This is a genomic window from Exiguobacterium sp. KRL4, assembly GCF_001870785.1.
GTDB lineage: Bacteria > Bacillota > Bacilli > Exiguobacteriales > Exiguobacteriaceae > Exiguobacterium_A.
Genome location: NZ_MOLV01000001.1, coordinates 191,147 through 213,470 on the forward strand (window position 1 = coordinate 191,147; position 22,324 = coordinate 213,470).

Annotated in this window: 30 protein-coding genes; 25 read left to right on the forward strand and 5 right to left on the reverse strand. The window is 45.2% G+C overall.

Annotation, left to right across the window (positions count from 1 at the left end):
- Positions 1 to 30 precede the first annotated feature (30 nt).
- The 6 genes from BLD48_RS00875 to BLD48_RS00900 all read left to right on the forward strand — a co-directional run bounded on the left by BLD48_RS00875 (position 31) and on the right by BLD48_RS00900 (position 6,272).
- Positions 31 to 984, forward strand: coding sequence for an L-lactate dehydrogenase (locus tag BLD48_RS00875; protein ID WP_014969850.1), 954 nt, complete (start codon positions 31 to 33; stop codon positions 982 to 984).
- Positions 985 to 1,172: 188 nt separating this feature from the next.
- On the forward strand, positions 1,173 to 1,682 hold the full coding sequence (locus BLD48_RS00880; protein WP_071498546.1) for a GNAT family N-acetyltransferase: 510 nt from the start codon (positions 1,173 to 1,175) through the stop codon (positions 1,680 to 1,682).
- A gap of 191 nt (positions 1,683 to 1,873) precedes the next feature.
- Positions 1,874 to 2,911: a M42 family metallopeptidase gene (locus tag BLD48_RS00885; RefSeq protein WP_071498547.1), complete on the forward strand. Its 1,038-nt coding sequence runs from the start codon at positions 1,874 to 1,876 to the stop codon at positions 2,909 to 2,911.
- A complete protein-coding gene (locus tag BLD48_RS00890) occupies positions 2,895 to 3,092 on the forward strand; it encodes a YqgQ family protein (RefSeq protein ID WP_014969853.1) in 198 nt (65 codons plus the stop codon). Before BLD48_RS00885 ends, BLD48_RS00890 begins: the two co-directional genes overlap by 17 nt.
- A gap of 78 nt (positions 3,093 to 3,170) precedes the next feature.
- Positions 3,171 to 4,127 (forward strand): ROK family glucokinase, encoded by a 957-nt coding sequence (locus tag BLD48_RS00895; protein ID WP_071498548.1) that lies wholly within the window; start codon positions 3,171 to 3,173, stop codon positions 4,125 to 4,127.
- Between the two features lie 219 nt (positions 4,128 to 4,346).
- Positions 4,347 to 6,272, forward strand: coding sequence for an LTA synthase family protein (locus BLD48_RS00900; RefSeq protein WP_071498549.1), 1,926 nt, complete (start codon positions 4,347 to 4,349; stop codon positions 6,270 to 6,272).
- Positions 6,273 to 6,392: 120 nt separating this feature from the next.
- On the opposite strand, the gene BLD48_RS00905 is transcribed toward BLD48_RS00900, so the two are convergent.
- Positions 6,393 to 6,572: a DUF2759 domain-containing protein gene (locus BLD48_RS00905; RefSeq protein ID WP_014969856.1), complete on the reverse strand. Its 180-nt coding sequence runs from the start codon at positions 6,570 to 6,572 to the stop codon at positions 6,393 to 6,395.
- Positions 6,573 to 6,740: 168 nt separating this feature from the next.
- On the opposite strand from BLD48_RS00905, the gene BLD48_RS00910 reads away from it, so the two are divergent.
- Positions 6,741 to 7,358, forward strand: a complete 618-nt coding sequence (locus BLD48_RS00910) for an MBL fold metallo-hydrolase (protein WP_071498550.1) — start codon at positions 6,741 to 6,743, stop codon at positions 7,356 to 7,358.
- A 48-nt stretch (positions 7,359 to 7,406) separates the two neighbouring features.
- Here the strand turns inward: BLD48_RS00910 and BLD48_RS00915 are convergent, their stop codons facing one another.
- Positions 7,407 to 7,670 (reverse strand): DUF2626 family protein, encoded by a 264-nt coding sequence (locus BLD48_RS00915; RefSeq protein ID WP_012369782.1) that lies wholly within the window; start codon positions 7,668 to 7,670, stop codon positions 7,407 to 7,409.
- A 225-nt stretch (positions 7,671 to 7,895) separates the two neighbouring features.
- On the opposite strand from BLD48_RS00915, the gene BLD48_RS00920 reads away from it, so the two are divergent.
- The 13 genes from BLD48_RS00920 (at position 7,896) to gcvPB (ending at position 16,730) form a co-directional block, all read left to right on the forward strand.
- A complete protein-coding gene (locus BLD48_RS00920) occupies positions 7,896 to 8,282 on the forward strand; it encodes a Spx/MgsR family RNA polymerase-binding regulatory protein (RefSeq protein ID WP_012369783.1) in 387 nt (128 codons plus the stop codon).
- A 60-nt stretch (positions 8,283 to 8,342) separates the two neighbouring features.
- Positions 8,343 to 9,185, forward strand: coding sequence for an ATPase, T2SS/T4P/T4SS family (locus tag BLD48_RS00925; RefSeq protein ID WP_071498551.1), 843 nt, complete (start codon positions 8,343 to 8,345; stop codon positions 9,183 to 9,185).
- Entirely contained in the window at positions 9,182 to 10,141 is a 960-nt protein-coding gene (locus BLD48_RS00930; protein WP_083412209.1) for a type II secretion system F family protein, read from the forward strand. Before BLD48_RS00925 ends, BLD48_RS00930 begins: the two co-directional genes overlap by 4 nt.
- Positions 10,142 to 10,161: 20 nt before the next feature.
- Positions 10,162 to 10,479: a competence type IV pilus major pilin ComGC gene (locus BLD48_RS00935; protein ID WP_014969860.1), complete on the forward strand. Its 318-nt coding sequence runs from the start codon at positions 10,162 to 10,164 to the stop codon at positions 10,477 to 10,479.
- Positions 10,442 to 10,909 (forward strand): type II secretion system protein, encoded by a 468-nt coding sequence (locus BLD48_RS00940; protein ID WP_236629896.1) that lies wholly within the window; start codon positions 10,442 to 10,444, stop codon positions 10,907 to 10,909. The genes BLD48_RS00935 and BLD48_RS00940 overlap by 38 nt, the downstream gene beginning before the upstream one ends.
- 20 nt (positions 10,910 to 10,929) lie before the next feature.
- Positions 10,930 to 11,235, forward strand: a complete 306-nt coding sequence (locus BLD48_RS00945; protein WP_071498552.1) for a type II secretion system protein — start codon at positions 10,930 to 10,932, stop codon at positions 11,233 to 11,235.
- Positions 11,222 to 11,578, forward strand: coding sequence for a hypothetical protein (locus tag BLD48_RS00950; protein WP_236629897.1), 357 nt, complete (start codon positions 11,222 to 11,224; stop codon positions 11,576 to 11,578). The genes BLD48_RS00945 and BLD48_RS00950 overlap by 14 nt, the downstream gene beginning before the upstream one ends.
- Positions 11,554 to 11,847 carry a hypothetical protein gene (locus tag BLD48_RS00955; RefSeq protein ID WP_071498553.1) on the forward strand — a complete coding sequence of 98 codons (294 nt, stop codon included), beginning with the start codon at positions 11,554 to 11,556 and terminating at the stop codon, positions 11,845 to 11,847. Before BLD48_RS00950 ends, BLD48_RS00955 begins: the two co-directional genes overlap by 25 nt.
- The gene (locus BLD48_RS00960; RefSeq protein ID WP_071498554.1) at positions 11,840 to 12,322 is read left to right on the forward strand and encodes a shikimate kinase; all 483 of its coding nucleotides are present in this window, start codon (positions 11,840 to 11,842) and stop codon (positions 12,320 to 12,322) included. The genes BLD48_RS00955 and BLD48_RS00960 overlap by 8 nt, the downstream gene beginning before the upstream one ends.
- Positions 12,319 to 12,633, forward strand: a complete 315-nt coding sequence (locus tag BLD48_RS00965; protein ID WP_071498555.1) for a hypothetical protein — start codon at positions 12,319 to 12,321, stop codon at positions 12,631 to 12,633. The genes BLD48_RS00960 and BLD48_RS00965 overlap by 4 nt, the downstream gene beginning before the upstream one ends.
- A 182-nt stretch (positions 12,634 to 12,815) precedes the next feature.
- Positions 12,816 to 13,898: a glycine cleavage system aminomethyltransferase GcvT gene (gene gcvT / locus BLD48_RS00970; protein WP_071498556.1), complete on the forward strand. Its 1,083-nt coding sequence runs from the start codon at positions 12,816 to 12,818 to the stop codon at positions 13,896 to 13,898.
- A gap of 14 nt (positions 13,899 to 13,912) precedes the next feature.
- Positions 13,913 to 15,259 carry an aminomethyl-transferring glycine dehydrogenase subunit GcvPA gene (gene gcvPA, locus BLD48_RS00975; RefSeq protein WP_071498557.1) on the forward strand — a complete coding sequence of 449 codons (1,347 nt, stop codon included), beginning with the start codon at positions 13,913 to 13,915 and terminating at the stop codon, positions 15,257 to 15,259.
- A complete protein-coding gene (gcvPB, locus tag BLD48_RS00980; protein ID WP_071498558.1) occupies positions 15,252 to 16,730 on the forward strand; it encodes an aminomethyl-transferring glycine dehydrogenase subunit GcvPB in 1,479 nt (492 codons plus the stop codon). The genes gcvPA and gcvPB overlap by 8 nt, the downstream gene beginning before the upstream one ends.
- A gap of 53 nt (positions 16,731 to 16,783) precedes the next feature.
- Here the strand turns inward: gcvPB and BLD48_RS00985 are convergent, their stop codons facing one another.
- Positions 16,784 to 17,164, reverse strand: coding sequence for a rhodanese-like domain-containing protein (locus tag BLD48_RS00985; protein WP_014969870.1), 381 nt, complete (start codon positions 17,162 to 17,164; stop codon positions 16,784 to 16,786).
- A 139-nt stretch (positions 17,165 to 17,303) separates the two neighbouring features.
- Between BLD48_RS00985 and BLD48_RS00990 the strand changes: the two genes are divergently transcribed.
- The 3 genes from BLD48_RS00990 to hpt all read left to right on the forward strand — a co-directional run bounded on the left by BLD48_RS00990 (position 17,304) and on the right by hpt (position 19,254).
- Entirely contained in the window at positions 17,304 to 18,134 is an 831-nt protein-coding gene (locus BLD48_RS00990) for a lipoate--protein ligase family protein (protein WP_083412210.1), read from the forward strand.
- 24 nt (positions 18,135 to 18,158) lie between these two features.
- Positions 18,159 to 18,581, forward strand: coding sequence for a transcriptional regulator MntR (gene mntR, locus BLD48_RS00995; RefSeq protein WP_071498627.1), 423 nt, complete (start codon positions 18,159 to 18,161; stop codon positions 18,579 to 18,581).
- A 145-nt stretch (positions 18,582 to 18,726) separates the two neighbouring features.
- Positions 18,727 to 19,254 (forward strand): hypoxanthine phosphoribosyltransferase, encoded by a 528-nt coding sequence (gene hpt / locus BLD48_RS01000; RefSeq protein ID WP_071498628.1) that lies wholly within the window; start codon positions 18,727 to 18,729, stop codon positions 19,252 to 19,254.
- 50 nt (positions 19,255 to 19,304) lie between these two features.
- On the opposite strand, the gene BLD48_RS01005 is transcribed toward hpt, so the two are convergent.
- Positions 19,305 to 19,706 carry an SA1362 family protein gene (locus tag BLD48_RS01005; RefSeq protein WP_071498559.1) on the reverse strand — a complete coding sequence of 134 codons (402 nt, stop codon included), beginning with the start codon at positions 19,704 to 19,706 and terminating at the stop codon, positions 19,305 to 19,307.
- Between the two features lie 20 nt (positions 19,707 to 19,726).
- Entirely contained in the window at positions 19,727 to 20,659 is a 933-nt protein-coding gene (locus BLD48_RS01010; protein WP_071498560.1) for a DUF1385 domain-containing protein, read from the reverse strand.
- 157 nt (positions 20,660 to 20,816) lie between these two features.
- On the opposite strand from BLD48_RS01010, the gene aroQ reads away from it, so the two are divergent.
- Positions 20,817 to 21,239: a type II 3-dehydroquinate dehydratase gene (aroQ, locus tag BLD48_RS01015; RefSeq protein WP_071498561.1), complete on the forward strand. Its 423-nt coding sequence runs from the start codon at positions 20,817 to 20,819 to the stop codon at positions 21,237 to 21,239.
- A 19-nt stretch (positions 21,240 to 21,258) separates the two neighbouring features.
- Entirely contained in the window at positions 21,259 to 22,323 is a 1,065-nt protein-coding gene (locus BLD48_RS01020; protein ID WP_071498562.1) for a M24 family metallopeptidase, read from the forward strand.
- Position 22,324 lies beyond the last annotated feature (1 nt).

Genomic DNA, 22,324 nt, shown 5'->3' on the forward strand with positions numbered 1-22,324 from the left:
TAGATTACCTTAGAAGGGTGGACATATAGGATGGAATTACATGCGAAAGTTACACGCGTTGCCTTGATTGGTGCGGGAGCTGTAGGGTCAAGTTTTGCGTATCAGATGTCAACTGCCGGATTATGCGAAGAATTAGTCATCATCGATGTCAATAAAGCAAAAGCAGAAGGGGAAGCGATGGATTTAAATCATGGAACGCCATTTAGTTCTTCTCCGATGCGCATCTGGGCTGGAGATTATTCTGATTGTAAAGATTCTGAAGTGATTGTCATCACGGCTGGAGCGCCACAAAAACCGGGTGAAACCCGGCTGGATCTCGTCGCTAAAAATGCTTTGATCATGAAAGAGATGATGCGTCAAATCATGGAGTCAGGTTTTGACGGGATCATCGTCGTCGCCTCGAACCCTGTAGATATCATGGCTCACTTAGCATGGAAATATTCCGGTCTTCCTAAGTCACGTGTCTTTGGTTCTGGAACAGTTCTCGATACAGCACGGTTACGCCAAATGTTAGGGGAGTACTTCCACATCGATTCTCGGAATGCCCATGCCTACATTTTAGGGGAACACGGGGATACGGAGTTTGCAGCTTGGAGTAATTCTCGTATTTATGGGAAGACGATCGACGAGTTACTAGCAGAAGACGATCGTTATTCCCAGGCTGATCTGGATCAGATTTATATCAATGTCCGTGACGCTGCTTACCATATCATCGAACGTAAAGGAGCGACGTATTACGCAATCGGTCTTGGACTTGTTCGAATCGTCCGAGCGATCCTTGGAAATGAGAACTGTTTGTTGACGGTCGGGGCACACGTCGACGGGCAGTATGGAATTTCCGGAATTCATATCGGGGTACCTGCCGTCATCAATCGTCAAGGAGTCCGCGAGATCATTGAAGTTTCGTTGACAGAAGAAGAACTCAAAAAATTCCATCATTCAGCCGAAGTCTTGCGGCAAACGATGGAACCCGTTCTTCGATAAGCGTTATGAGTTCTCTATATAGCCTGCCGTTCCTTTCTATCAAGTCAGAAGGAAACGGCTTTTTTTGCTTCGAAGATTGTCGATCAAACGAGGTTTTATTTTACTAGAAAAAGGTTATGTAAGGGATAGAAGAGTTTTTCGTGTCATTAAACTTGAGAAGAAAACGTATAAAGGGGAGAACGACGGTCATGTATACATTTCGGAAGTTAACGAAAGAAGATGCAGAACAGTATTGGAGTCTTCGACTTGAAGGATTAAAAAATCATCCGGACGCATTTGGTCATTCGTTTGACGATGAACAACAAACACCGATTAAAGATGTTCAAGAAGGTCTTGAAGGTGATCCAGAATCGGATGAGATTTGGCTTGGAATGTTTGATGGTGAAAAATTGTTTGGATTCGGTCAAGTCAAACCGTATGAATTGTCACGCGAGTCGCACAAGGCGATGATTTCGGGTGTTTATGTCTCTCCTGATTATCGTGGCGGAACAGGACGAGCTTTGATGGAAGCCTTGATTGAAGAAGCCAAACAGATTCCGGACGTCGAACAAGTCATCTTAGCTGTTTTGTCTGGAAACGAGGCCGCACAAAGTTTATATGAATCGCTTGGTTTTGAAGTATATGGGGAAGATCCGGATTCCGTTAAGTTAGAAGATGGCACGTACCGAGATGATATCTGGATGAAAAAATACGTCTAAGTTGTTTTGAATCTCGTCGTGACGAGATCCAAGTACGATTCATGAAAAGTCGTAGTGTCAACTCACATTGATACTACGACTTTTCATGTTGGAGGAGTCATTGACGAATCCGTTGAATGTGTACCCGCATGTCCCAACTTTTGTTATCATGAAGAAGGAGAACACATTCGACATCAAAGGGAGTGAAGTATATGCAGGAAGTTGTTCAAACGATTCGTGACTTAGTGGAGATTCCGAGTCCGACGGGGTTTACGGTCCAAGCACTTACATATGTAGAAAATCGATTTAAAGAAGAAGAAATTTCCTATACAAAACTCGAAAAAGGTGCGTTGCTTGCCATGTTACCTGGCAAGTCACCCCGTATTCGTCTACTGACAGCCCATGTGGACACGTTAGGTGCGATGGTGAAGGAAATCCTGCCAACGGGACGTCTTAGCTTATCGCAACTCGGAGGGTACGCTTGGACGGCGATTGAAGGCGAAAACTGCTTAGTCCACAAGATGGATGGCCAAACGATTTCTGGAACGATTTTATTCCATCATTCGAGTGTGCATACGTCTCGTGTCACGAATACAGAAGAACGGAGTGCAGAAAATATCGAAGTCCGACTCGACATCCGGTCGACGACGGCTGAAGAAACACGGGTTGCTGGGATTGAGGTTGGTGATATCGTGACCTTTGATCCACGCTTCGTCCACACGCAGACGGGATTTGTAAAATCACGTCACCTTGATGATAAGGCGTCGGTTGCGTTATTACTGGAGCTCGTCAAGAAATGGAAATCCATCGACCTGCCTCATCCTGTCCATATTTTAATCTCGAACTACGAAGAGGTTGGTTTTGGAGGGAACGCCGGTTTTTCGAAGGATGTCGCAGAATATATCGCTGTCGATATGGGGGCACTCGGGGAAGGGCAACATTCGGATGAATATACAGTCTCGATCTGTGCGAAGGATGGTTCAGGTCCATACGATCTTGCATTACGTCACCAGTTTACGCGTCTCGCACAACAACAGGCGATTCCGTATAAAGTCGATATCTATCCGTACTATAGTTCAGATGCGTCGGCTGCCGTCCATGCCGGTCATGATGTTCGCCACGGATTACTTGGTCCCGGTATTGAATCCAGTCATTCGTACGAGCGAACACATGAAACATCGCTTCAAGCCACCTATGATTTACTTGACGCATTCGTGAAGGAGCCGATGAACGATGAAAACACTTTATGATGTCCAACAGTTACTCAAATCCTATGGGACGATTGTATATCTTGGGGACCGAGAATCGGATATCGCGATGATGATGCTGGAACTCGATGAACTTGATCAAGCAGGTGTACTTGAGAAAAAACAGTATGATTCGGCAAAAATTATTTTGGCATATGAATTACAACAATCAAGAAAAGGTTGAAAATTTTGTGCAACCCTTTGCACTATCTGACGAATCAGCTAAAATAAGGGGAGCGAAATTTTTTATCATAAGGGAGCAATGACGATGAAGTGGTTACTCGGTGTAGATATTGGTGGTACGACAGTCAAAATGGCAATTTTGGATCTGCAAGGCATCATTGTAGAGAAGTGGGAAATCGAGACGGTCATCTTGAATGATGGAGAACAAATTCCGAAAGACATCGCCCGTTCGTTTTTTGAGAAGTGTCAACAAAGTAATAAGCGGGTCGAAGACTTTGTCGGAGCGGGAATCGGGGCACCAGGATTCATCGATTTTAATACGGGTGTCGTCGAAAAAGCCGTCAATATCGGCTGGAACAACTTCGAGCTGGTTGGCGAGTTCGAGCGATTAACGGGCTTGCCGGCCGTCATCGAGAATGATGCCAACGCGGCAGCAATCGGCGAGATGTGGAAAGGCGCGGGCAGTGGTGCGACGGAACTACTTGCAGTGACACTTGGAACGGGCGTTGGGGGTGGGTTGATCACCAATGGTCAAATCGTTCATGGGACGGTCGGTATGGCAGGGGAAATCGGACACATCACGATGTTGCCTGAAGGTGGTGTCATGTGTGGATGTGGGCGTAAAGGGTGTTTAGAGACGATCGCGTCCGCGACCGGTGTAGCACGGTTGGGCCTTGAGAAACGAAAAGGGCAAGTCACGCTTTTAAACGAAATTCAAGCGGTGACGGCAAAGGATGTTTTTGATGCCTATTCAAAAGGAGATGCCATTGCTACGGAAGTCGTCGAAGAGGTGGCTTTCCACCTAGGACTTGCGATTTCGAATTTGGCAAACAGTCTTAATCCTGAAATCATCGTCATCGGGGGCGGGGTCTCAAAAGCTGGTGATGCTTTGATGATGCCATTAAAAGAAACATTTAAACGATTTGCCTTGCCGCGTGTCTTTGCATCGACAACGTTTAAAATTGCTGAACTGGGTAATGATGCGGGTGTCATTGGTTGTGCATGGCTCGCAAAACAGATGTTCCTTAAAAAATAATTACACGAAGTTTTAAAAAAAGATTCGATATTTCGAATCTTTTTTTTATTTACAAACGTAATAAAAGTATGTGATTGTTAAGTATCGACCGGATTCCGGTTGCATTTTTGTAAAAGTAGGCGTAAAATTTTCACGTGATACGGGTATAAATAGATAAGACATGTAAGTCGTGTAAAAGTTCGATATAAAGGACACACGTATATTAGGAGGCAGGTTTTTATGCAGCAAGACTCTGGCATCTGGTCGCGTATGCGACTAAAGGTGGGTCAAGGTGTTCGCAGCACCTATAAAGAGCACAAAGTCTTTTGGATTGCGACACTATTGATTTGGTTAAAGACGTATCTTGCGTATACGCTCTTTTTCAATGTGCCTGTGACGAACTCGGCACAAGCATTCATTTTACTGATTAATCCGATCAGTTCGGCATTGTTCATGTTTGGATTTAGTTTCTTCTTCCGTGGAAACGTCCAAAAATGGTTTATCTACGGTACACTGGTCGTTGCGACATTGATACTGTATGCGGATATTATTTTCTTCCGGTTCTTCAATGATTATTTGACGTTACCGGTTCTGTTCCAAACATCAAATGCAGAGACGGTATCCGCCTCACTCGGTTCGTTGTTGACGTGGGCAGATCTATTGATCGTCGGTGATTTATTGATTCTTCCATTCTTCCTTAGAAAAATGGATATGTCGAAGAACATCGCGTCACGTGGACGTGCAATTTTAGCGTTCGTAGCAGCAACAGCTGTATTCTTAGGAAACTTGGCACTTGCTGAAACAGAACGTCCGGAGTTACTGACACGTGCGTTTGACCGCGAGTTGCTCGTCAAAAACATCGGTACTTTTAATTTCCACATGTATGATGCGTTGATCCAGTCGAAAACGTCGGCACAAAAAGCGATGGCAGACAGCTCAGAACTTTCTGAAGTCCAAAGTTTTGCGGATGCGAAATACGCCAAACCGAATCCGGCGATGTTTGGAAAGTACGAAGGGAAAAACGTCATCGTGATTTCGTTTGAGTCCGCTCAAACGTTTGCAGTCGGCTTAAAAGCACCGAATGGTCAAGAAATCACACCGAATCTCAACAAGCTAATCAAAGAATCGCATTACTGGGATAACTTCTACCACAATACTGGGCAGGGGAAAACGGCGGATGCAGAATTCATTCTTGAAAACTCGATTTATCCATTAGGTCGAGGAGCGGCATTCTTTACAAACGGAGAAAACGAATTCCGTGCAACGCCGGAGATGTTAAAAGAAGATGGTTATTACTCAGCTGTATTCCATGCGAATAATAAATCCTTCTGGAACCGTGACATTGTCTACAATAGTTTTGGTGTCGATCGTTTCTTCTCGGAAACCGATTATGACCTAGGGAATCCAGACGATTTGACAGAATGGGGTCTACTGGATGATAAGTTCTTCGAGCAATCGTTACCGATGCTTAAGGATCTTCCGCGACCATTCTATTCAAAATTCATTACCCTTACGAACCATTACCCGTTTGAAATGCCAAAACCGGAAGATGAGCTCGTTCCACCACTTGAAACGAGTTCAACGACATTAAACCATTATGTACAAGCACTTGCTTATCAAGATATGGCGCTTGGTAAGTTCATTGAAGGTTTAAAGAAAGACGGCACATGGGACGATACGATCCTAATGGTCTACGGAGATCATTATGGGATTTCGACGAATCATAATGCTGCGATGGCAGAATTGTTGGAAAAAGATGAATTGACACCGTACGATGTCGCACAACTTCAACGTGTTCCGTTTGTCATCCACTTACCTGGACAAGATAAAGGTGTAAAACACGATGATGTCGCAAGTCAAATCGACATCAAACCGACGTTGCTGAATCTACTGGGTCATGACTTTAAGGACGAAGTCTTGTTCGGAACAGATTTGTTCTCAAAAGAACATAAAGATTATGCGTTGTTCCGTGACGGTTCTGTTATCACCGACAAAACGGTGTACACACAAGAAACGTGTTACGACCGTAAAACAGGTGAAGAAGTCACAGATGAACAAGTTGGCGCAATCTGTAAAGAGTCTGTCAAGCAGTCTGAAAAAGAACTCGGACTGTCGGATAAAGTCATCTATGGAGATCTGTTACGTTTCTTACAGACATCTAAATAATCTTTCTGCAAGGGAAGCGTCGGTAAACTTGATTAGTTTATCGGCGCTTTTTTTAGCTGGAAAGTCACAAAAAAGGTCAGCTCCCCGCAAAGGAAAGCTGACCTTTTTTGAAAAAAATGATTATGCCGGAATTCCACCGAAAATCAATGTCGCAATACCAAACCAACCAAATAAGATTACAGTCAGCGCAGCAAATACGAGTGGAAACATTTGACGTTTCTTAAGTGAACGCAAGACGGCCCAAACACCGACGAGTGCAACGATAAAGAAAAGCCAACCGATTGGTTGATCCAAATGCATGACGTACTCCCCCTTAAAAAAATCACGTTATGAAGTTCACGAAGATTTCACTTAAATCTCACTTTTTAGTTTAGCTGACTGAGCGGATAAAGTCGAGAGGGGGGAAGGGGAACTTTCGACAATTTCGTGTATAGTAAAGAAGAATGATTCATAAAGGAGCTTGATGAGATGGAAATTGTAAGTATTACTTCAGGTATTGCCTCAGAAAACGGATATCTTCTTTTTAAAGATGGGAAATGTTTAGTGATTGATCCTGGTACGGAAGATATGCGCTTTTTTGATGAGATTGAACGACGTAACGCAAAAGTCGAAGCAATCCTCCTGACGCATGCCCATTTTGACCACATCGGTGGTGTAGATATGTTGCGGCGTTTTACTTCGGCGCCGGCTTATATCCACCCGAACGAAATAAAATGGTTATCAAACCCGAATCTCAACGGTTCCATTAAATTTGATATGCCTCCCTTAAAAGTGAAGCCGGCGGAACGTACGTTAGAATCAGGGGCGTTGACGATCGGACCGTTTCAGATGCACGTTCTTGAAACACCCGGTCATTCACCGGGCAGTGTGACGTTCTATTTCAAAAAGGAACAATGTGCTTTTGCCGGTGATTTGATCTTTAAGCGAAGTGTCGGCCGGACGGATCTTGAAGGCGGCGATCAAGATGTTTTGATGCGTTCCATCGATCGGGTCATCGCAGAAATCCCGCATGATACTACTTTTTATCCAGGGCATGGACCGGAAACGACGTTACGTCAAGAAATCAAACATAATCCATTTTTTTGATCAATGAAAAATCCCCTCATCTTCAATCGAAGGTGAGGGGATTTTTTTTCACATTTGGAAGTTGGACCAATATGTGAAGACGATAAAGAATACTGTTAAGTATGCCGCAAAGATGTAGACATACGTTTTCTCAGTTAGGCGAAGATAGCCTAATGCTGCAAAGAATACTGTTTGTGCTAAGAAGACAAAGCCCATAACTAAAAATGAATCCGTATGCTCACTTGAGCTGGCGTCTCCACCTAGAGCGCCGATAAATGCCATGACTGCAATGATGCCAGTCCAAAATCCGAGTACGCGGTACATTCTCCCCATTCATATAACCCCCTAAATCCGACAGATAGTCAATATACGTACTTATTTTACCAAGCAAACAATCATCCGTCCATCATGTTCTAGTGTTTGTTGAGGAATAACTGTGAACAAAAGATGAAGTTTGAAAAAAACTTGTACAATAGTTGTACAAAAGGTGTACAAAGTAAAAAAGACATGGTATAGTTTCTGTAATGAGAAGCGCAGATTTTGAGAGGAGGAGCAATAATGGCGAATGAGTTGATATTTTTCACATATCCAAGCTGTACATCTTGTCGTAAAACGAAATCATGGTTAAAAGAGGAACATGTTGATGTAGAAGAACGTCATCTGTTCAGAAATGCTCCAACAGTAGATGAATTGATGGAATTACTAAAGCTTTCAACAGATGGAATTGAAAGTTTACTCGCGACACGAAGCCAAGCATTTAAAGATTTAGGAATCGATGTCGATGACATGAAATTAAGTGAATTGCTTCGTTTAATGAGTGACAATCCAAAACTGTTACGTCGTCCAATCATTACGGATGGCAAACAACTAGTAATCGGGTATGATAAACCAGGACTCGAGACGCTAGCAAAACGTAAAAACCGTATTATTGCGCAAGTATCTTAAAGAAGCCGATTTGTATCGGCTTCTTTTTTTGTGTATTTTTTTGCTTAAGGAGGTGTTGGGTTGAGAGAAGAAATCAGTCAGTTGATTCGTCAGTTCGAAGTGGTGGGTGCCACAGATGTCCATTTTATTCCCGGTGATCGATTGGCACAGATCATTTGTCGTACGAGTGAAGGCTTGGCAGAACAATCCCCGATTGCTGTTGAGCATTACCGGGCGCTTGTCAGTCATATTCGTTATGAATCCAACTTGAAGGAACAAAATGAACGAATCCCACAAAGTGGTCTATATCCCTTTCAAGAAAGTGGGATGCGTGTATCCATCCTACCGAGTCGGTACGGGGATGCGATGTCTTGGCGTTTTTATCGAGCCGTCGTATCAAGTGAGATAGCTGTTCGCTTACTTGATCCGACACTTGATTTAGAATGGATGAAGCAACAAACGCATGGCTGTATCATTATCTCCGGAACGACCGGAGCAGGGAAAACAACGATGCTTTACTCCTTGATGGCATCGATGGAAGGAAAGCGGATCATCTCGGTCGAGGATCCGGTCGAATGTACCGTACCAGGCATTTTACAGCTTGAGTTGAATGATAAGGCAGGTTTTGATGCGACACGTTGTTTCGAAGAAATTTTACGGGCAGATCCGGACTGGATTGCGTTTGGTGAAGTTCGGACGGCAGAAGCGGCACGATTGACCATCAATGCTGCTTTAAGTGGACACGTCGTCCTGTTTACGTTACATGCAGGATCGATTGAAGAAGCTTTGCTTCGTCTGAAGACACTCGGCATCACAGGTGAAGAATTATCCGTCTGCAAAAAGATCATTCATCTGTATCGAGAGGAGGGGACCGTACGCTGTATCGTCGAAAACTTACAGTCGGCAGTAAATGCCGGTTCTTGAATCGTTTTCATCGTCTATTGTCAAAAGGCATTTCAGCAAAAGAATCGTTAGAGATTTTAGTGCGTTTTGAAGAACCATTACTGACTCCGGTCATTCAGGAAATTCAAGTGCGTTTACAAGGAGGAAGTCGGTTATCCGTTTCCCTGGAGCCGTTGGCACTTCCGTCAGCATTACAACAATTACTCAAGGTAGGTGATCAGACCGAACGTCCGTTGATGATTTTAAAACAAGTCATTCGATTGCTCGAGTTAGAAAGTCAGATGAAAAAGAAGTTTTGGAAGATGGCACGTTATCCTCTTCTCTTAGCAGCTAGCTTGTTGTTGCTGTTTATGTTTTATGCGCTTTATGTGTTTCCTTCTTTATTGGAAATGTCGAATCCCGACACTCTCCCACGTTTTGTTCTCCCGTTGATCCACCCTTCCGCCAAATATATCTTAGCTTTTTCCCCTTTTGTGAGTGTGATTCTTCTGATTGTCACCTTTCGTCGTATTCCACTGAATCGATTGTTACAGATGAAGATGATTCAAAAAATACTGCGTCTATACTACAGCTACCTGTTCACAATCGAAGTAGGATCTTTTATCGATGCCGGTTTTTCGTTAGAAGAAGCCTTTCGTTCGTTAGAACAGGGTCAAACTGGAAAAAAGAAACAGATGTATGGCTTATTACATCAACGTCAAAAAAGTGGGCAACCGTTATCGGAAGCGATGCAGGATGAGGACGTCATCGATGTAGAAACAGTCGGACTGGTGCATATTGCGCGCGAAAGTGGTGATTTAGGGCGATTGTTGCTTGAGCAAGCCTCGTTATTACATGAGTCGATCGAGGAAGAAATCGAAAAGAAACTGTTACTCATCGAACCGGCTTTGTACGGAGGATTGACCGTCATGACGGGTACACTATTTTTGATTCTCTACTATCCGATCCAACTTGCCATTCAACAACTTCCATTTTAAAAAGATAAGGAGCCGATGAGATGAAACGTTTTATACAAGATCAACGAGGATTTACATTACTGGAGATGGCAGCCGTCTTACTGATCATCTCCTTGTTATTACTTGTGTTGATTCCGACGATGACAAGCGGCAAGGATCAAGCGAAAGGTGTCAGTTGTGAGGCGAACATCCGTGTCATTCGCTCCGAGGTCAATTTGTATTATGCAAAGGAGAAAAAATATCCGGAATCACTTCAAACGATTAACCGTGGCACAGCAGAAAAACCAAACGAACTCGCTTGTGATCAGGAGACATATACGTATGATGCGAAGACTGGTGAACTTACAAAAGCCAAGTGATGGATTTACATTCATTGAAATGACGATTGTCCTTGTGATGATTGGATGTCTGCTCGTATTTCTCCTGCCAACGGTCATCGACCGAAGGCCAGCCCTATACACACTTGAACAGGATATCAGCATACTTAAACAAGATATGCAGACACTTCGTCTGCTCCAATATTCCAAGACAAGTGAACAAAACCAGATTCAGTTACGATGGAAAAATGATGGAAAAGGGTATTTGGTCATGGCGAACGACCGGTTATTGTGGCAACGTAACTTTCAAACCGGCCATTCTTGTTTTGTGCCGACGACAGGACGAATCATCTATTTCAAGAGTTATCATTCCACCTATGCGTCGACGTGGAATTGCCAGTCTGCGACACAAGCTTACGAAATCAAGTTTCTGCTCGGGAATTATCAGATGATCGTCCAAAAGGTGAGGTGAAGGTAGTGAGGCGAAAATGCTTGAAGCAACAAGGAGAACGGGGATTTACGCTTCTTGAAGTCGTGTTATCGATGGTCGCCATCGCTTTGTTCTTACTGCTTGCGATCGATCCCGTCTTGTCTTTTCAAAAACAAAAAAATCAGTTGATGATTGAGACGCACCGTTTAGATAAGATGGCTTCAGATCAAGTGGCGGAAAGACGGGACGGTTATCAAATCAGGGAAGGGACGTGGTGTATTGAAGAGCTCTGTTTGGCGAGCTCAATCCGGAACGACACTCCTCGAAATCTCGTTGGTCCTCTGGCTGAGCCCGTTGCTACTGATTAGTCTCATTACGATGACACACATCGTCAGTATCTCTGATTACGAACAGCGGATGGAAGAAGAATTGTTTTTTCATACGATCGAACGGTTGATGTGGCGGAGTATCACCTGTGAGAAAGTAGGTGAAGAAGTTCGGGGAGTCGATGTGGATCCGGAAGAGGAGCCGGTGAAGTGGCGGCTCGTCCGTGTTCAAAATCAGATTCGATTAAAAAAAGAGTTTGGAGGCGAATTGACCTATGCCCACAATGTAGACACTTATCAAGTCAGGCAAGACGGACGGACACTCGTCTTCGAACTCAACCAACGTCAAAGAACGGTTCAGTGCCGGAACAAGGGTTCATCTTGATTCAAACGTTGTTGCTGTTACTTGGAATCGGTGCGGCGATTTTGCTGAGTTGTCATTATATGGATGAATCGGTAACGCAACTTCAGTTAGAGCAGGAAGCCTTGCAACTCGAGTCGCTCGTTCGAGCGGCGACAAGTGATTGCCGGCAAGACGAAACGATTCACTACCCGATTGGACGAGTGACCTGTACACGGACGGATAAAGGCTTTAAAATGGAAGCAATACTAGAAAGTGGACAGAGAATCGAGGCGGTCGTTTCGAATGGATAAGGTTTATTTAATTGGTTTTATGGGAACTGGTAAAACAGCGATTGGTCGAAATCTTAAGGCGCGTTACAGTGTCGATGAACTGGATGAACGTTTTGTGCAAGAACATGGTCCGATTACGGAGTTCTTCAAGCAACATGGTGAAACAGGATTTCGGAAACAAGAGGTCGAATTGCTTCAACGTAGTCAGGCACAAATTGTCGTTACGGGTGGAGGCGTCATAGAACGTCCGGAAAATCGATTGTTCATGAAAGAGACGGGGACCATCTTCTGGATTGATACGCCGTTCCATATCGTTTGGAACCGGATTAAGACGGATCCATCCCGTCCACTTGTGAAGTCCCGGTCAACGGTCGAAAAATTGTTTCGTCGTCGTCGGCCACTTTATGCACGAGCAGCAGATGTTCGTTTGGACGGCACGAAGTCCGTGCGGGAACTGACGAAAGAAATCGAAACACTATTGGAGGAGAACGTATGATTTGGATTAATCTAGGAATTATCGTTTTGGCGATCATCGGTTTGGTGATTTATGGAGTGATTCTTTACAAAAAGAAGATTTCAAAAGATGTGACTGTCATGAAGCAACTACTCGAACGTTTCTCAATCCGTCAACAAACATTACAAACAGGGATTGATCATACGACAAGTCGGATTGATCAAATCAAAGGAAACATCGATCATTTGGTCGCAGAAGGGAAACGTGTTCAGCAAGGTGGACGCCAACTTCTTACTGAAGGACAGCGTCTTAAAACTGAGGTTGAACATACGGCCGGGCTTAAACCATTTTGAAATGGCTTTCATCGGCTGAATATGAAACAATAGGAGAGAAGGGACTTGGTCCTTTCTCTCTTTGCTTTTGTTCAATTTCTGAATAAACCTAGAAAAAAAGATTTTGAATTGGTAGAATGTAATTGAAAGTTGAACGATAAAGAGAAAAGGAAGTAAAATTGTTCGTAATTAGGGGGAGAAGTATGAGTCAGACGACATTGAAGAGAACACCATTGTTCGACATGATTGCACCAACGGGGAAAATGGTCGATTTTGCAGGTTTTGAAATGCCGGTTCTGTTTTCATCGATTAAGGAAGAACATCTAGCAGTCCGGGAACAGGTTGGGATGTTTGATGTGTCGCATATGGGCGAGTTATTGGTAACGGGTCCAGATGCGCTTTCGTTTCTTCAACATACACTGTCAAATGATATTTCGAAAATTGCGATTGGCCAAGCGCAGTATAATGTCCTTTGCCAAGAAGACGGGGGGACCGTCGATGATTTATTAGTTTATCGTCTGGCAGAACATGATTATTTGCTTGTTGTCAATGCATCGAATATTGAAAAAGATGAAACCCATTTACGCCGCTACCTGCAGGGTGACGTGACACTAGAAAATCAGTCGGACGCGTATGGTCAAATTGCGGTTCAAGGTCCAAAAGCAATGGAGGTCTTAAATGCGTTGACTGAACTGACGTTAGACGAAATCAAGTTTTTCCGCTTTGTTCAAGGACAATTAGCGGGCATCGATATGTTGGTGTCACGGAGTGGTTATACGGGAGAAGATGGTTTTGAGCTGTATATGCGGGCTTCAGACGCGAGTGTCGTCTGGCAGGCATTGCTTGGAGCAGGCGTTGTACCGTGTGGGCTAGGCGCGCGCGATACGTTACGATTCGAGGCGTGTTTACCCTTATATGGACATGAACTGTCGGCGACGATCTCACCGATTGAAGCGGGTATGGGGTTTGCAGTCAAACCACAGGTCAAATCGTTTGTTGGGTCCGATGTATTGCTAAAGCAAAAAGAACAAGGACCAGGACGTCGCTTGATTGGTCTTGAACTGTTGGACAAAGGAATTGCTCGTCAGGATGCTCCTGTTTTAGTCAACGGAGAAACGGTTGGATTCGTCACGACGGGGACGTTGCCTCCGACAGTTGGTAAAGCGATCGCTTTGGCATTAGTCCCAACGGAATATGCGACGGGTGATTCGTTTGAAATCGAAGTGCGTGGAAAAAAACTAGCGGCAAGACGGATCGACACACCGTTTTATCGCCGGAGCAAATAAGGGGGAACTAAAAGATGGATTTTCGTTATTTACCGATGACACAAGAAGACGAACAAGAGATGTTACAGACGATTGGTGCAGATTCGATTGAGGATTTACTGGCTGATATTCCAGCAAGCGTTCGCGACAAAGGAACGTTAGAAGCAGTCGGCATTCCCTTGCCGGAAACGGATTTAATCCGAACACTCTCAAAACTCGCTGATCAAAACATGAATACGAAACAATATCCATCTTTCCTAGGTGCCGGAATTTATGATCATTACGCACCAGCAGTCGTCAACCATATGTTGCTGCGGTCCGAGTTTTATACGGCTTACACGCCGTACCAGCCTGAAATCTCACAGGGAGAATTACAGGCAATCTTTGAATATCAGACGATGATTTGTGAACTGACAGGAATGGATGTCGCCAACTCTTCGATGTATGACGGGATTACGGCTCTCGCCGAAGCGGCGATGCTTGCTTGTGCCCATAAAAAGAAAAAGACGATTGTCTTATCAGACGGAGTTCATCCGGAGGCACATGATGTCGTCCGAACGTATGCGAACGGTCCGGGTCTTCAAGTAGCTACGTTACCACTCGACCGTGGTGAGACGGCAATCGACCAATTAAATGAGCTCGGTGATGTCGCGTGTGTCATCGTCCAGTATCCGAACTTCTACGGACGGGTCGAAGACTTACAGGCGTTAGCGGACGCAACACATGCGAAAGGAGGTCTGTTCATCGTCTCGGCGAACCCGCTTGCGCTCGGTTTGTTGGAAGCACCAGGTAAGCTCGGCGCCGACATTACGATTGGTGACTGTCAACCGTTTGGTATTCCGCAAAGCTTTGGTGGACCAACGTGCGGATATTTCACGACGACAAAAGCCTTGATGCGAAAAATCCCGGGGCGTCTTGTCGGTCAAACGGTCGACGAAGACGGGAAACGTGGATTCGTCTTGACATTACAAGCGCGTGAACAACACATTCGCCGTGACAAAGCGACCTCAAATATCTGTTCGAACCAGGCACTGAATGCGTTAGCGGCTTCCATCGCCATGAGTGCACTCGGTAAACGCGGAATCCGCGAGCTTGCGACCCGTAACCTGCAGACAGCATATGCCTTGAAAAAATCATTAAGCGAGGCGGGATTCCGCATCATCGATGATGGTCCAAGCTTCAATGAGTTTGTTGTAGAACTGCCGATTGATGCAAACGAAGCAAGCAAACAGTTGTTAAAAGCAGGGATCATCGGCGGGTTGCCACTTGGTACGTTTGATGAGAAACGATCCAATCAGATGCTTGTATGTGCGACGGAACTACGGACAAAAGAAGAACTGGATCACTTCGTGACAGCGTTAGGGGGACTGACTCATGCATAAAACTAGTGAACAGACGTTGATTTTTGAAATCTCAAAAGCGGGTCGTATCGCGTACAGCTTGCCGCTCGCGACGGTCGAAGAAGTAGCACCGGAAGAGTTGTTACCGGCGAACCTGTTACGTCAAGAAGAAGTGGAATTGCCGGAAGTATCCGAGCTGGATCTTGTCCGTCATTATACTGCCTTGTCGAATCGAAACCACGGGGTCGACTCAGGTTTCTATCCGCTTGGTTCATGCACGATGAAATACAATCCAAAAATTAATGAAGATATGGCACGTCTACCGGGATTTGCGCATATTCACCCTCTCCAACCCGTTGAGAGTGTCCAAGGTGCCCTTGGTCTGATGTATGATTTGCAAGAAAAACTGGCTGTTATCACGGGAATGGATGAAGTGACGTTACAACCGGCAGCAGGTGCTCATGGCGAATGGACAGGCTTGATGTTGATCAAGGCCTATCATCACGCACGAGGAGACTTTAAACGGACAAAAGTCCTTGTACCCGATTCAGCGCACGGGACCAATCCGGCCTCGGCGTCAGTCGCAGGGTTTGATACAGTAACCGTCTTGTCTGATGCGCGGGGCCTGGTGGATTTAGCGGACTTGAAGAGTAAGGTCGGCGAGGATACAGCGGCTTTGATGCTGACGAATCCGAATACACTTGGTTTGTTTGAGTCGGACATCGTCGAGATTGCCAAAGCAGTCCACGAAGCAGGTGGGAAGTTGTATTATGATGGGGCGAATTCAAACGCTATCATGGGAATCGCACGTCCCGGAGATATGGGCTTTGATGTCGTTCACTTGAACCTTCATAAGACGTTTACAGGTCCTCACGGTGGCGGCGGTCCCGGTTCGGGTCCGGTCGGTGTCAAACAGGATTTGATTCCGTACTTGCCAAAACCAATCGTCGCGAAGACCAACGACGGGTTTGTACTCGATTATGATCGTCCAGAATCGATTGGACGTGTCAAACCATTTTACGGGAACTTTGGGATCAACGTTCGGGCATACAGTTATATCCGGACGATGGGAGGAACCGGTCTTGCCCGTGTCTCGAAAGAAGCTGTCTTGAATGCCAATTATATGCTCGCCCGATTAAAAGGCGCATATGATGCACCGTATGACGTCTACTGCAAACATGAATTTGTTTTATCAGGTCGTCGTCAAAAGGCGCTGGGTGTACGGACGCTTGATATCGCCAAACGACTGCTTGATTTTGGGTATCACCCACCTACGATCTATTTCCCGCTAAACGTCGAAGAATGTATCATGATTGAGCCGACGGAAACGGAATCGAAGGAGACGTTGGATGCGTTCTGTGACGCGATGCTACAAATTGCAAAAGAAGTCGAGGAAACACCGGATGTCGTCTTGAATGCACCACATACGACGGTCGTCAAGCGAATGGATGAAACGTTGGCTGCGCGTAAACCAGTCTTACGGTATCAACCGAAACAAGAAGTGCACGTATAATCAAAAAACCATCCCCGTCAGTACTGACGGGGATGGTTTTTGTGAACAGGAGATTAGCTACGTTTGACTTTTCCTGTCCATTGTTTGAATCCACCTTTGAGTTGGTAGAGGTTTGTATAACCGGCTTTTTTCAACACTTTGGCAGCTTGCGACGAACGCATGTTGCCTTGGCAATACAAGTAGATCGGCATATCCTTACGTAATTCTTTTGCCCGCATCTTCATTTGGCTGACCGGTATGTTACGCGCGCCAATGATGTGACCACCTTTGAATTCTTGTGTTTCGCGGACATCGACGATTTGTGCTTTTCGATAATTGGCGCGGAATTCTTCTTGTGACAGTTTTGTGATTCCTTTGACCGGCATGAAACGCCATGCGATATAAGCGATCAAGGCTACCCACAAGACGATTGTGATGATTGTACTGGTTTCCATAGCTAACTTCCAACCCCTTCGTTCAGATAACATCCTTATCATTATAGTAAACGAAATCGATTTCGGCAATCGACTCGTCGTTGCGCAGGACAGAAAGGGTCTGATACACTAATACGGAAACGTTTTTGGGGGTGTTCGCTTGATAAAAGAGTGGCAAGTATTGACGACTGAACGATTGGAACCGGCTCTAAACATGGCGATTGACGAAGCATTGATCGGATTTGTAGGGCGTGGGGAAGTAGCTCCCACACTTCGTTTTTATTCGTGGGAACCTAGAGGGTTGAGTGTCGGTCATTTTCAGCGCGCAGTTAAGGATATTGATCGAGAACGGATTGAACAGCTAGGCATCCCGATTGTCCGTCGGATGACGGGCGGACGGGCGGTTCTTCATGCTGACGAATTGACGTACAGTATCGTCATTCCAGAAACGTCAGAGGGATTACCGAAAACGGTCATTGAAAGTTATCGGATGCTGACAGAAGGTGTCCGGAAAGGGTATCATCATTTAGGCATTCCGGTCGAGTTTTCGGTTCCAATGACCGAGCAAGAAAAAGAAGAATTACGAAAACCAAAATCTGCCGTCTGTTTTGATGCGGCGTCGTATTATGAACTGGCGGTCGGGAAACGAAAAGTGGCTGGCAGTGCGCAAGTGCGGCATCAAGGTGTCGTCTTACAGCATGGATCAGTTCCGCTTTCGGTAGACGAAGGTGAACTGTTCGATTGTTTCGTATATGAAGATGAGACGATCCGGGAACGGATGAAAGCTCGGTTTGCCGGGAAGGCGGTTGCCTTAAATGAGTTGGCAGGACGGACTGTATCATTCGAAGAAGTCCGTGTCGCCTTTTTGAAGGGGTTCGAAGAGGCCCTTCAGTTGACATTCACACCCCTTGAATTCACAGAACATCAATGGCAGGAGATTGAACGTTTGGCCGCGAAATACCGTAGTGAAGAATGGAACTGGAAGCGCTAAAGAGATGGATTGGAAGGTGATGTCGTGCCGACTCCGAGCATGGAAGATTATTTGGAACAAATCTATATTTTGATTGAAGAAAAAGGATATGCCCGCGTTTCTGATATCGCTGAACTTTTAGGTGTACACCCGTCCTCTGTGACGAAGATGGTCCAAAAGCTGGATCGTGAAGAATATCTTGTCTATGAGAAGTATCGTGGTCTGATGTTGACGGCAAAAGGTCGGAAAGTTGGGAAACGTCTGGTCGAACGTCATGCTTTATTAGAAGATTTTTTACGGCTCGTTGGTGTGGATGAATCCTTGATTTATAAAGATGTCGAAGGAATCGAACACCATATCAGTATCGAGGCCTTAGATAAAATCAACGGAATGATTCAATTTTTTGCAGACCGACCTGAATTACAAAAAGAATTTCAAAAACATCAACAAGTACACCCGGAAGACTGAGTGTACTTGTTTTTTTGCATAAATTAACTTAAAAGACGAACAATCTATAATGTAATATCATTATAGTACGGTTAATGAAGATGGAGTGTGCTATACTGACGGTGAAAATCATCAGAGGGGGTGACGGGTGGATTCTCACCTGGATATGGAAATCGTCATTAAAGAAAAGTTAGTCTCAGAGTCGGAACTTGCGGTAAAAGTAAAAGAACTCGCATCTGCCATTGAACATGATGCAGCAGGCCGGCAAATCGTTTTAGTCGTTGTACTGAAAGGATCGATGGTATTTGCTGCCGATTTAATGCGTGAAATCAAGGGCAGTGTCCAAATCGATACAGTCGCCTGTTCTTCGTATGGTGCTAAAACGGTTTCGTCAGGGCGCGTACAACTCAAAAAAGATTTAGACCTCGATGTAGAAGGAAAATATGTCGTCGTCGTCGAGGACATCATCGATACGGGGCATACATTAAGTTTCTTATGCGAACACATGAAGTTGCATAAACCAGGTGTCCTGAAGATTTGTACGCTGCTTGATAAGCCTGCCCGGCGTGAGGTACCGTTGGCAGCTGATTATGTTGGGTTTGAGATTCCGGACTATTTTGTAGTCGGGTATGGAATTGATTGTGCGGAAGAATACCGTAACCTGCCGTATGTCGGCTGGGTCGAGACCGATTAAAAAAACAGCAACCGGTTGTCCCCGTCGGACATCCGGTTGCTGTTTGTTGTTTAAAAAGCACGTTTTTTCTTTTTGCCTTTTTTACCTTCGATGACGGTCAGATGTGGTGCTTTTGACCGATCGCGAAGCGGGCGGACTTTATTGGAAGCAGGAGTTTTCGTCGTTTTAACCGGTTTCTTTTTAAATTCAGTCCGGCGAGGTGGTTGATCACGTTTGGCATGCATTTTTTTGGACTGAGCCACAGACTTCCGGTATTGAGAGTTCGATCCGCTGCTGACGCTATTGCGTGTTAAAAATTTAAACAGCAAGAAGATGATTCCAGCTGTAATCGCAAAAAACAGTAATTGTGAAAACAGACTACCAGGATCATTAGCAAGCTTATATCCAAAGCCGACAAAAGCAAACAGTAACACGACCAGTGCAAATGTAGAGCCAATCCGTTGTCTAATCATATTATCACCCCTGTTATCAATTAACCAAGTGCGTTCTCATGTAGGTTATCTTCCTGTTTTTCGAGTGCTTCAAACGCATAAATCGCAACCTCGATCTGTGAATCGTCCGGTTCTTTTGTCGTCAAGTACTGTAACCAAAGGCCGGGCAACGCAATGACACGTAATCCTTTAATGTTTTGGGCTTTGTTCGTTAACTGTAAAACTTCAAATGACAGACCGATGACGACGGGAAGTAACGCAATCCGAAAGGCGAGTCGGACCCACAAAGGATCAGTCGGCACGATTAAATAGACGAAAAACCCGACGATGACCGTGAAGATTAAGAAACTTGATCCACATCGGTAATGCAGGCGACTACTCACTCGAACATTTTCGACGGTCAACGGCCGCCCGCTTTCGACGCAGTTGATGACTTTGTGTTCCGCCCCATGATACTGGAACAGCCGTTTGACGAGTGGGGTCAAGGAAATCAAATACAAATAAGTGAAGAGAAGTGTCAGTTTAATCGACGCCTCAAGAACATTTTGAATCAAGTGACCGGATAACGCCGGGAAATAGCTGAAGAGTGAGGCTAAAAAAGCAGGCAATAACGTGAACAGCAGCTTACCGAAAAAGAACGACAATACGCCGATGAAGGCAACACCAAGCCATTTCGTTAATTGTCCTTGATGTGCTTCTTCCGGTTCTTCCTCCCCTGGATTGACGCCGTAACGATCACTTGCGAAGTTCATGTGACTCGCTCCATTGGCAGAGGACTCGACTAATGCGAATAAACCACGAAGTAAAGGGATTTTTTTACCGATCGCAATCCGTCGGCGAATCGGTTTTTTTTGTTCGAACGTTTCAATCGTCGCATCGTTTCGCCGGATTGCGGAGACGGCATGGGTCGCATTTTGGAACATGACACCCTCGACGATGGCTTGTCCACCGACGGGTGCTTTAGCAGTTTTCATATAGAAACGCATCCTATCTTCAAGTAAAATATCGTGTACCGTCAGTTTACTTGATTTGTGGAAAAAAGACTATGCTCAGCTGTCGAAGTCAGATGAAAATTTGGGAGCCGGAAAACGACTTATGATACAATGACAGGGACAATCTGGAGGTGATGAGATGCGGATATTGATCTTGAATGGACCGAACTTGAATTTGCTGGGTACACGAGAACCAACTACATATGGAACCGAGACGTTATCTGATTTAGAAGAGCAGCTGAGGGAACGTTTTCAACAGGTTGATTTTCGGTTCATACAATCGAATCATGAAGGGGATTTGGTTGATCGGTTACACGAAGCACGAGGATATGACGGAATCGTCTTGAATGCCGCTGCCTATACGCATACGAGCATTGCCTTACGGGATGCGATAGCGGCGATTGAAGTGCCGACGATTGAAGTCCACCTGTCGAACGTCCACGCCCGTGAATCGTTTCGACACCACTCGATGTTAGCACCGGTTTGTCGTGGGGTCATCAGTGGACTCGGCATGAAGGGGTATCTACTAGCTGTTGAGGCATTGATTCATCCGTCTACATAATAAAAGGGGGAAAACAGACATGAAACATCGTATCGAAGCACTTCAAACGGCACTTAAAGAACGTGACTTACCAGGTCTTCTCGTGACGAAGGCAGAAAACATTCGTTATATTTCCGGATTTACCGGTTCGAGTGGTGCATGTCTTGTGACAGCTGAACAAGCCTATTTCGTAACGGATTTCCGTTATACGGAACAAGCGGCGGATCAAGTCAAAGGAATGGAAATCGTTCAAATCGAACGGTCTATTCCAGAGACGATGGGAGAATTGATGGTGGGTGCACGTGTCCGTGCAGTTGGCGTCGAAAAAGATGCGATGACGCTCAGTTCATTTGAAGCTTTCGATCAAGCTTCTTCGGTCGAGTTGGTACCGACGACGGGAATCGTCGAAAACCTACGCTTGATTAAGGATTCTTCAGAGATTAAGATGATTAAGGAAGCGGTGGAGTTGGCTGATGCCACGTTCCACCACATCTTGACGTATATTCAAGCAGGCAGAACCGAGCTCGAAGTATCGAATGAATTGGAATTCTTCATGCGCAAACAAGGCGCGACGTCTTCTTCTTTCGATACGATTGTTGCTTCCGGTTACCGTTCGGCGTTACCCCATGGCGTCGCAAGTTCAAAAGTCATTCAGACGGGCGAACTCGTCACACTGGATTTCGGTGCGCTTCTGAATGGATACGTATCGGACATCACGCGTACCGTCGCAATCGGACCAATTAGTCCGGAGTTACAAAAGATTTATGATACGGTGCTAAAAGCACAGCTTGCGGGTGTAGATGGACTTCGTCCTGGTATTACCGGAATCGAAGCCGATGCATTGACACGCGATATCATCAAAGACGCGGGATACGGAGAGTACTTCGGACATTCGACAGGACATGGAATCGGTCTAGAGGTGCATGAAGGACCGGGACTATCGTTCCGTTCCGAAACGAAACTTGAGCCGGGGATGATCGTAACCGTCGAACCGGGTATTTACGTTCCGCAAGTCGGAGGATGCCGGATTGAGGACGATGTTTTGATTACCGCATCAGGGCGTGAGATTCTATCGTCTTCACCAAAAGAACTGATCACACTTTAAA

Bases quoted from the DNA above. Each gene is read 5' to 3' on its own strand.
- BLD48_RS00875 (WP_014969850.1), top strand. From the start codon at position 31: ATGGAATTACATGCGAAAGTTACACGCGTTGCCTTGATTGGTGCGGGA.
- BLD48_RS00880 (WP_071498546.1), top strand. From the start codon at position 1,173: ATGTATACATTTCGGAAGTTAACGAAAGAAGATGCAGAACAGTATTGG.
- BLD48_RS00885 (WP_071498547.1), top strand. From the start codon at position 1,874: ATGCAGGAAGTTGTTCAAACGATTCGTGACTTAGTGGAGATTCCGAGT.
- BLD48_RS00890 (WP_014969853.1), top strand. From the start codon at position 2,895: ATGAAAACACTTTATGATGTCCAACAGTTACTCAAATCCTATGGGACG.
- BLD48_RS00895 (WP_071498548.1), top strand. From the start codon at position 3,171: ATGACGATGAAGTGGTTACTCGGTGTAGATATTGGTGGTACGACAGTC.
- BLD48_RS00900 (WP_071498549.1), top strand. From the start codon at position 4,347: ATGCAGCAAGACTCTGGCATCTGGTCGCGTATGCGACTAAAGGTGGGT.
- BLD48_RS00905 (WP_014969856.1), bottom strand. From the start codon at position 6,572: ATGCATTTGGATCAACCAATCGGTTGGCTTTTCTTTATCGTTGCACTC.
- BLD48_RS00910 (WP_071498550.1), top strand. From the start codon at position 6,741: ATGGAAATTGTAAGTATTACTTCAGGTATTGCCTCAGAAAACGGATAT.
- BLD48_RS00915 (WP_012369782.1), bottom strand. From the start codon at position 7,670: ATGGGGAGAATGTACCGCGTACTCGGATTTTGGACTGGCATCATTGCA.
- BLD48_RS00920 (WP_012369783.1), top strand. From the start codon at position 7,896: ATGGCGAATGAGTTGATATTTTTCACATATCCAAGCTGTACATCTTGT.
- BLD48_RS00935 (WP_014969860.1), top strand. From the start codon at position 10,162: ATGAAACGTTTTATACAAGATCAACGAGGATTTACATTACTGGAGATG.
- BLD48_RS00940 (WP_236629896.1), top strand. From the start codon at position 10,442: ATGATGCGAAGACTGGTGAACTTACAAAAGCCAAGTGATGGATTTACA.
- BLD48_RS00960 (WP_071498554.1), top strand. From the start codon at position 11,840: ATGGATAAGGTTTATTTAATTGGTTTTATGGGAACTGGTAAAACAGCG.
- BLD48_RS00965 (WP_071498555.1), top strand. From the start codon at position 12,319: ATGATTTGGATTAATCTAGGAATTATCGTTTTGGCGATCATCGGTTTG.
- gcvT (WP_071498556.1), top strand. From the start codon at position 12,816: ATGAGTCAGACGACATTGAAGAGAACACCATTGTTCGACATGATTGCA.
- gcvPA (WP_071498557.1), top strand. From the start codon at position 13,913: ATGGATTTTCGTTATTTACCGATGACACAAGAAGACGAACAAGAGATG.
- gcvPB (WP_071498558.1), top strand. From the start codon at position 15,252: ATGCATAAAACTAGTGAACAGACGTTGATTTTTGAAATCTCAAAAGCG.
- BLD48_RS00985 (WP_014969870.1), bottom strand. From the start codon at position 17,164: ATGGAAACCAGTACAATCATCACAATCGTCTTGTGGGTAGCCTTGATC.
- hpt (WP_071498628.1), top strand. From the start codon at position 18,727: ATGGAAATCGTCATTAAAGAAAAGTTAGTCTCAGAGTCGGAACTTGCG.
- BLD48_RS01005 (WP_071498559.1), bottom strand. From the start codon at position 19,706: ATGATTAGACAACGGATTGGCTCTACATTTGCACTGGTCGTGTTACTG.
- BLD48_RS01010 (WP_071498560.1), bottom strand. From the start codon at position 20,659: ATGAAAACTGCTAAAGCACCCGTCGGTGGACAAGCCATCGTCGAGGGT.
- aroQ (WP_071498561.1), top strand. From the start codon at position 20,817: ATGCGGATATTGATCTTGAATGGACCGAACTTGAATTTGCTGGGTACA.
- BLD48_RS01020 (WP_071498562.1), top strand. From the start codon at position 21,259: ATGAAACATCGTATCGAAGCACTTCAAACGGCACTTAAAGAACGTGAC.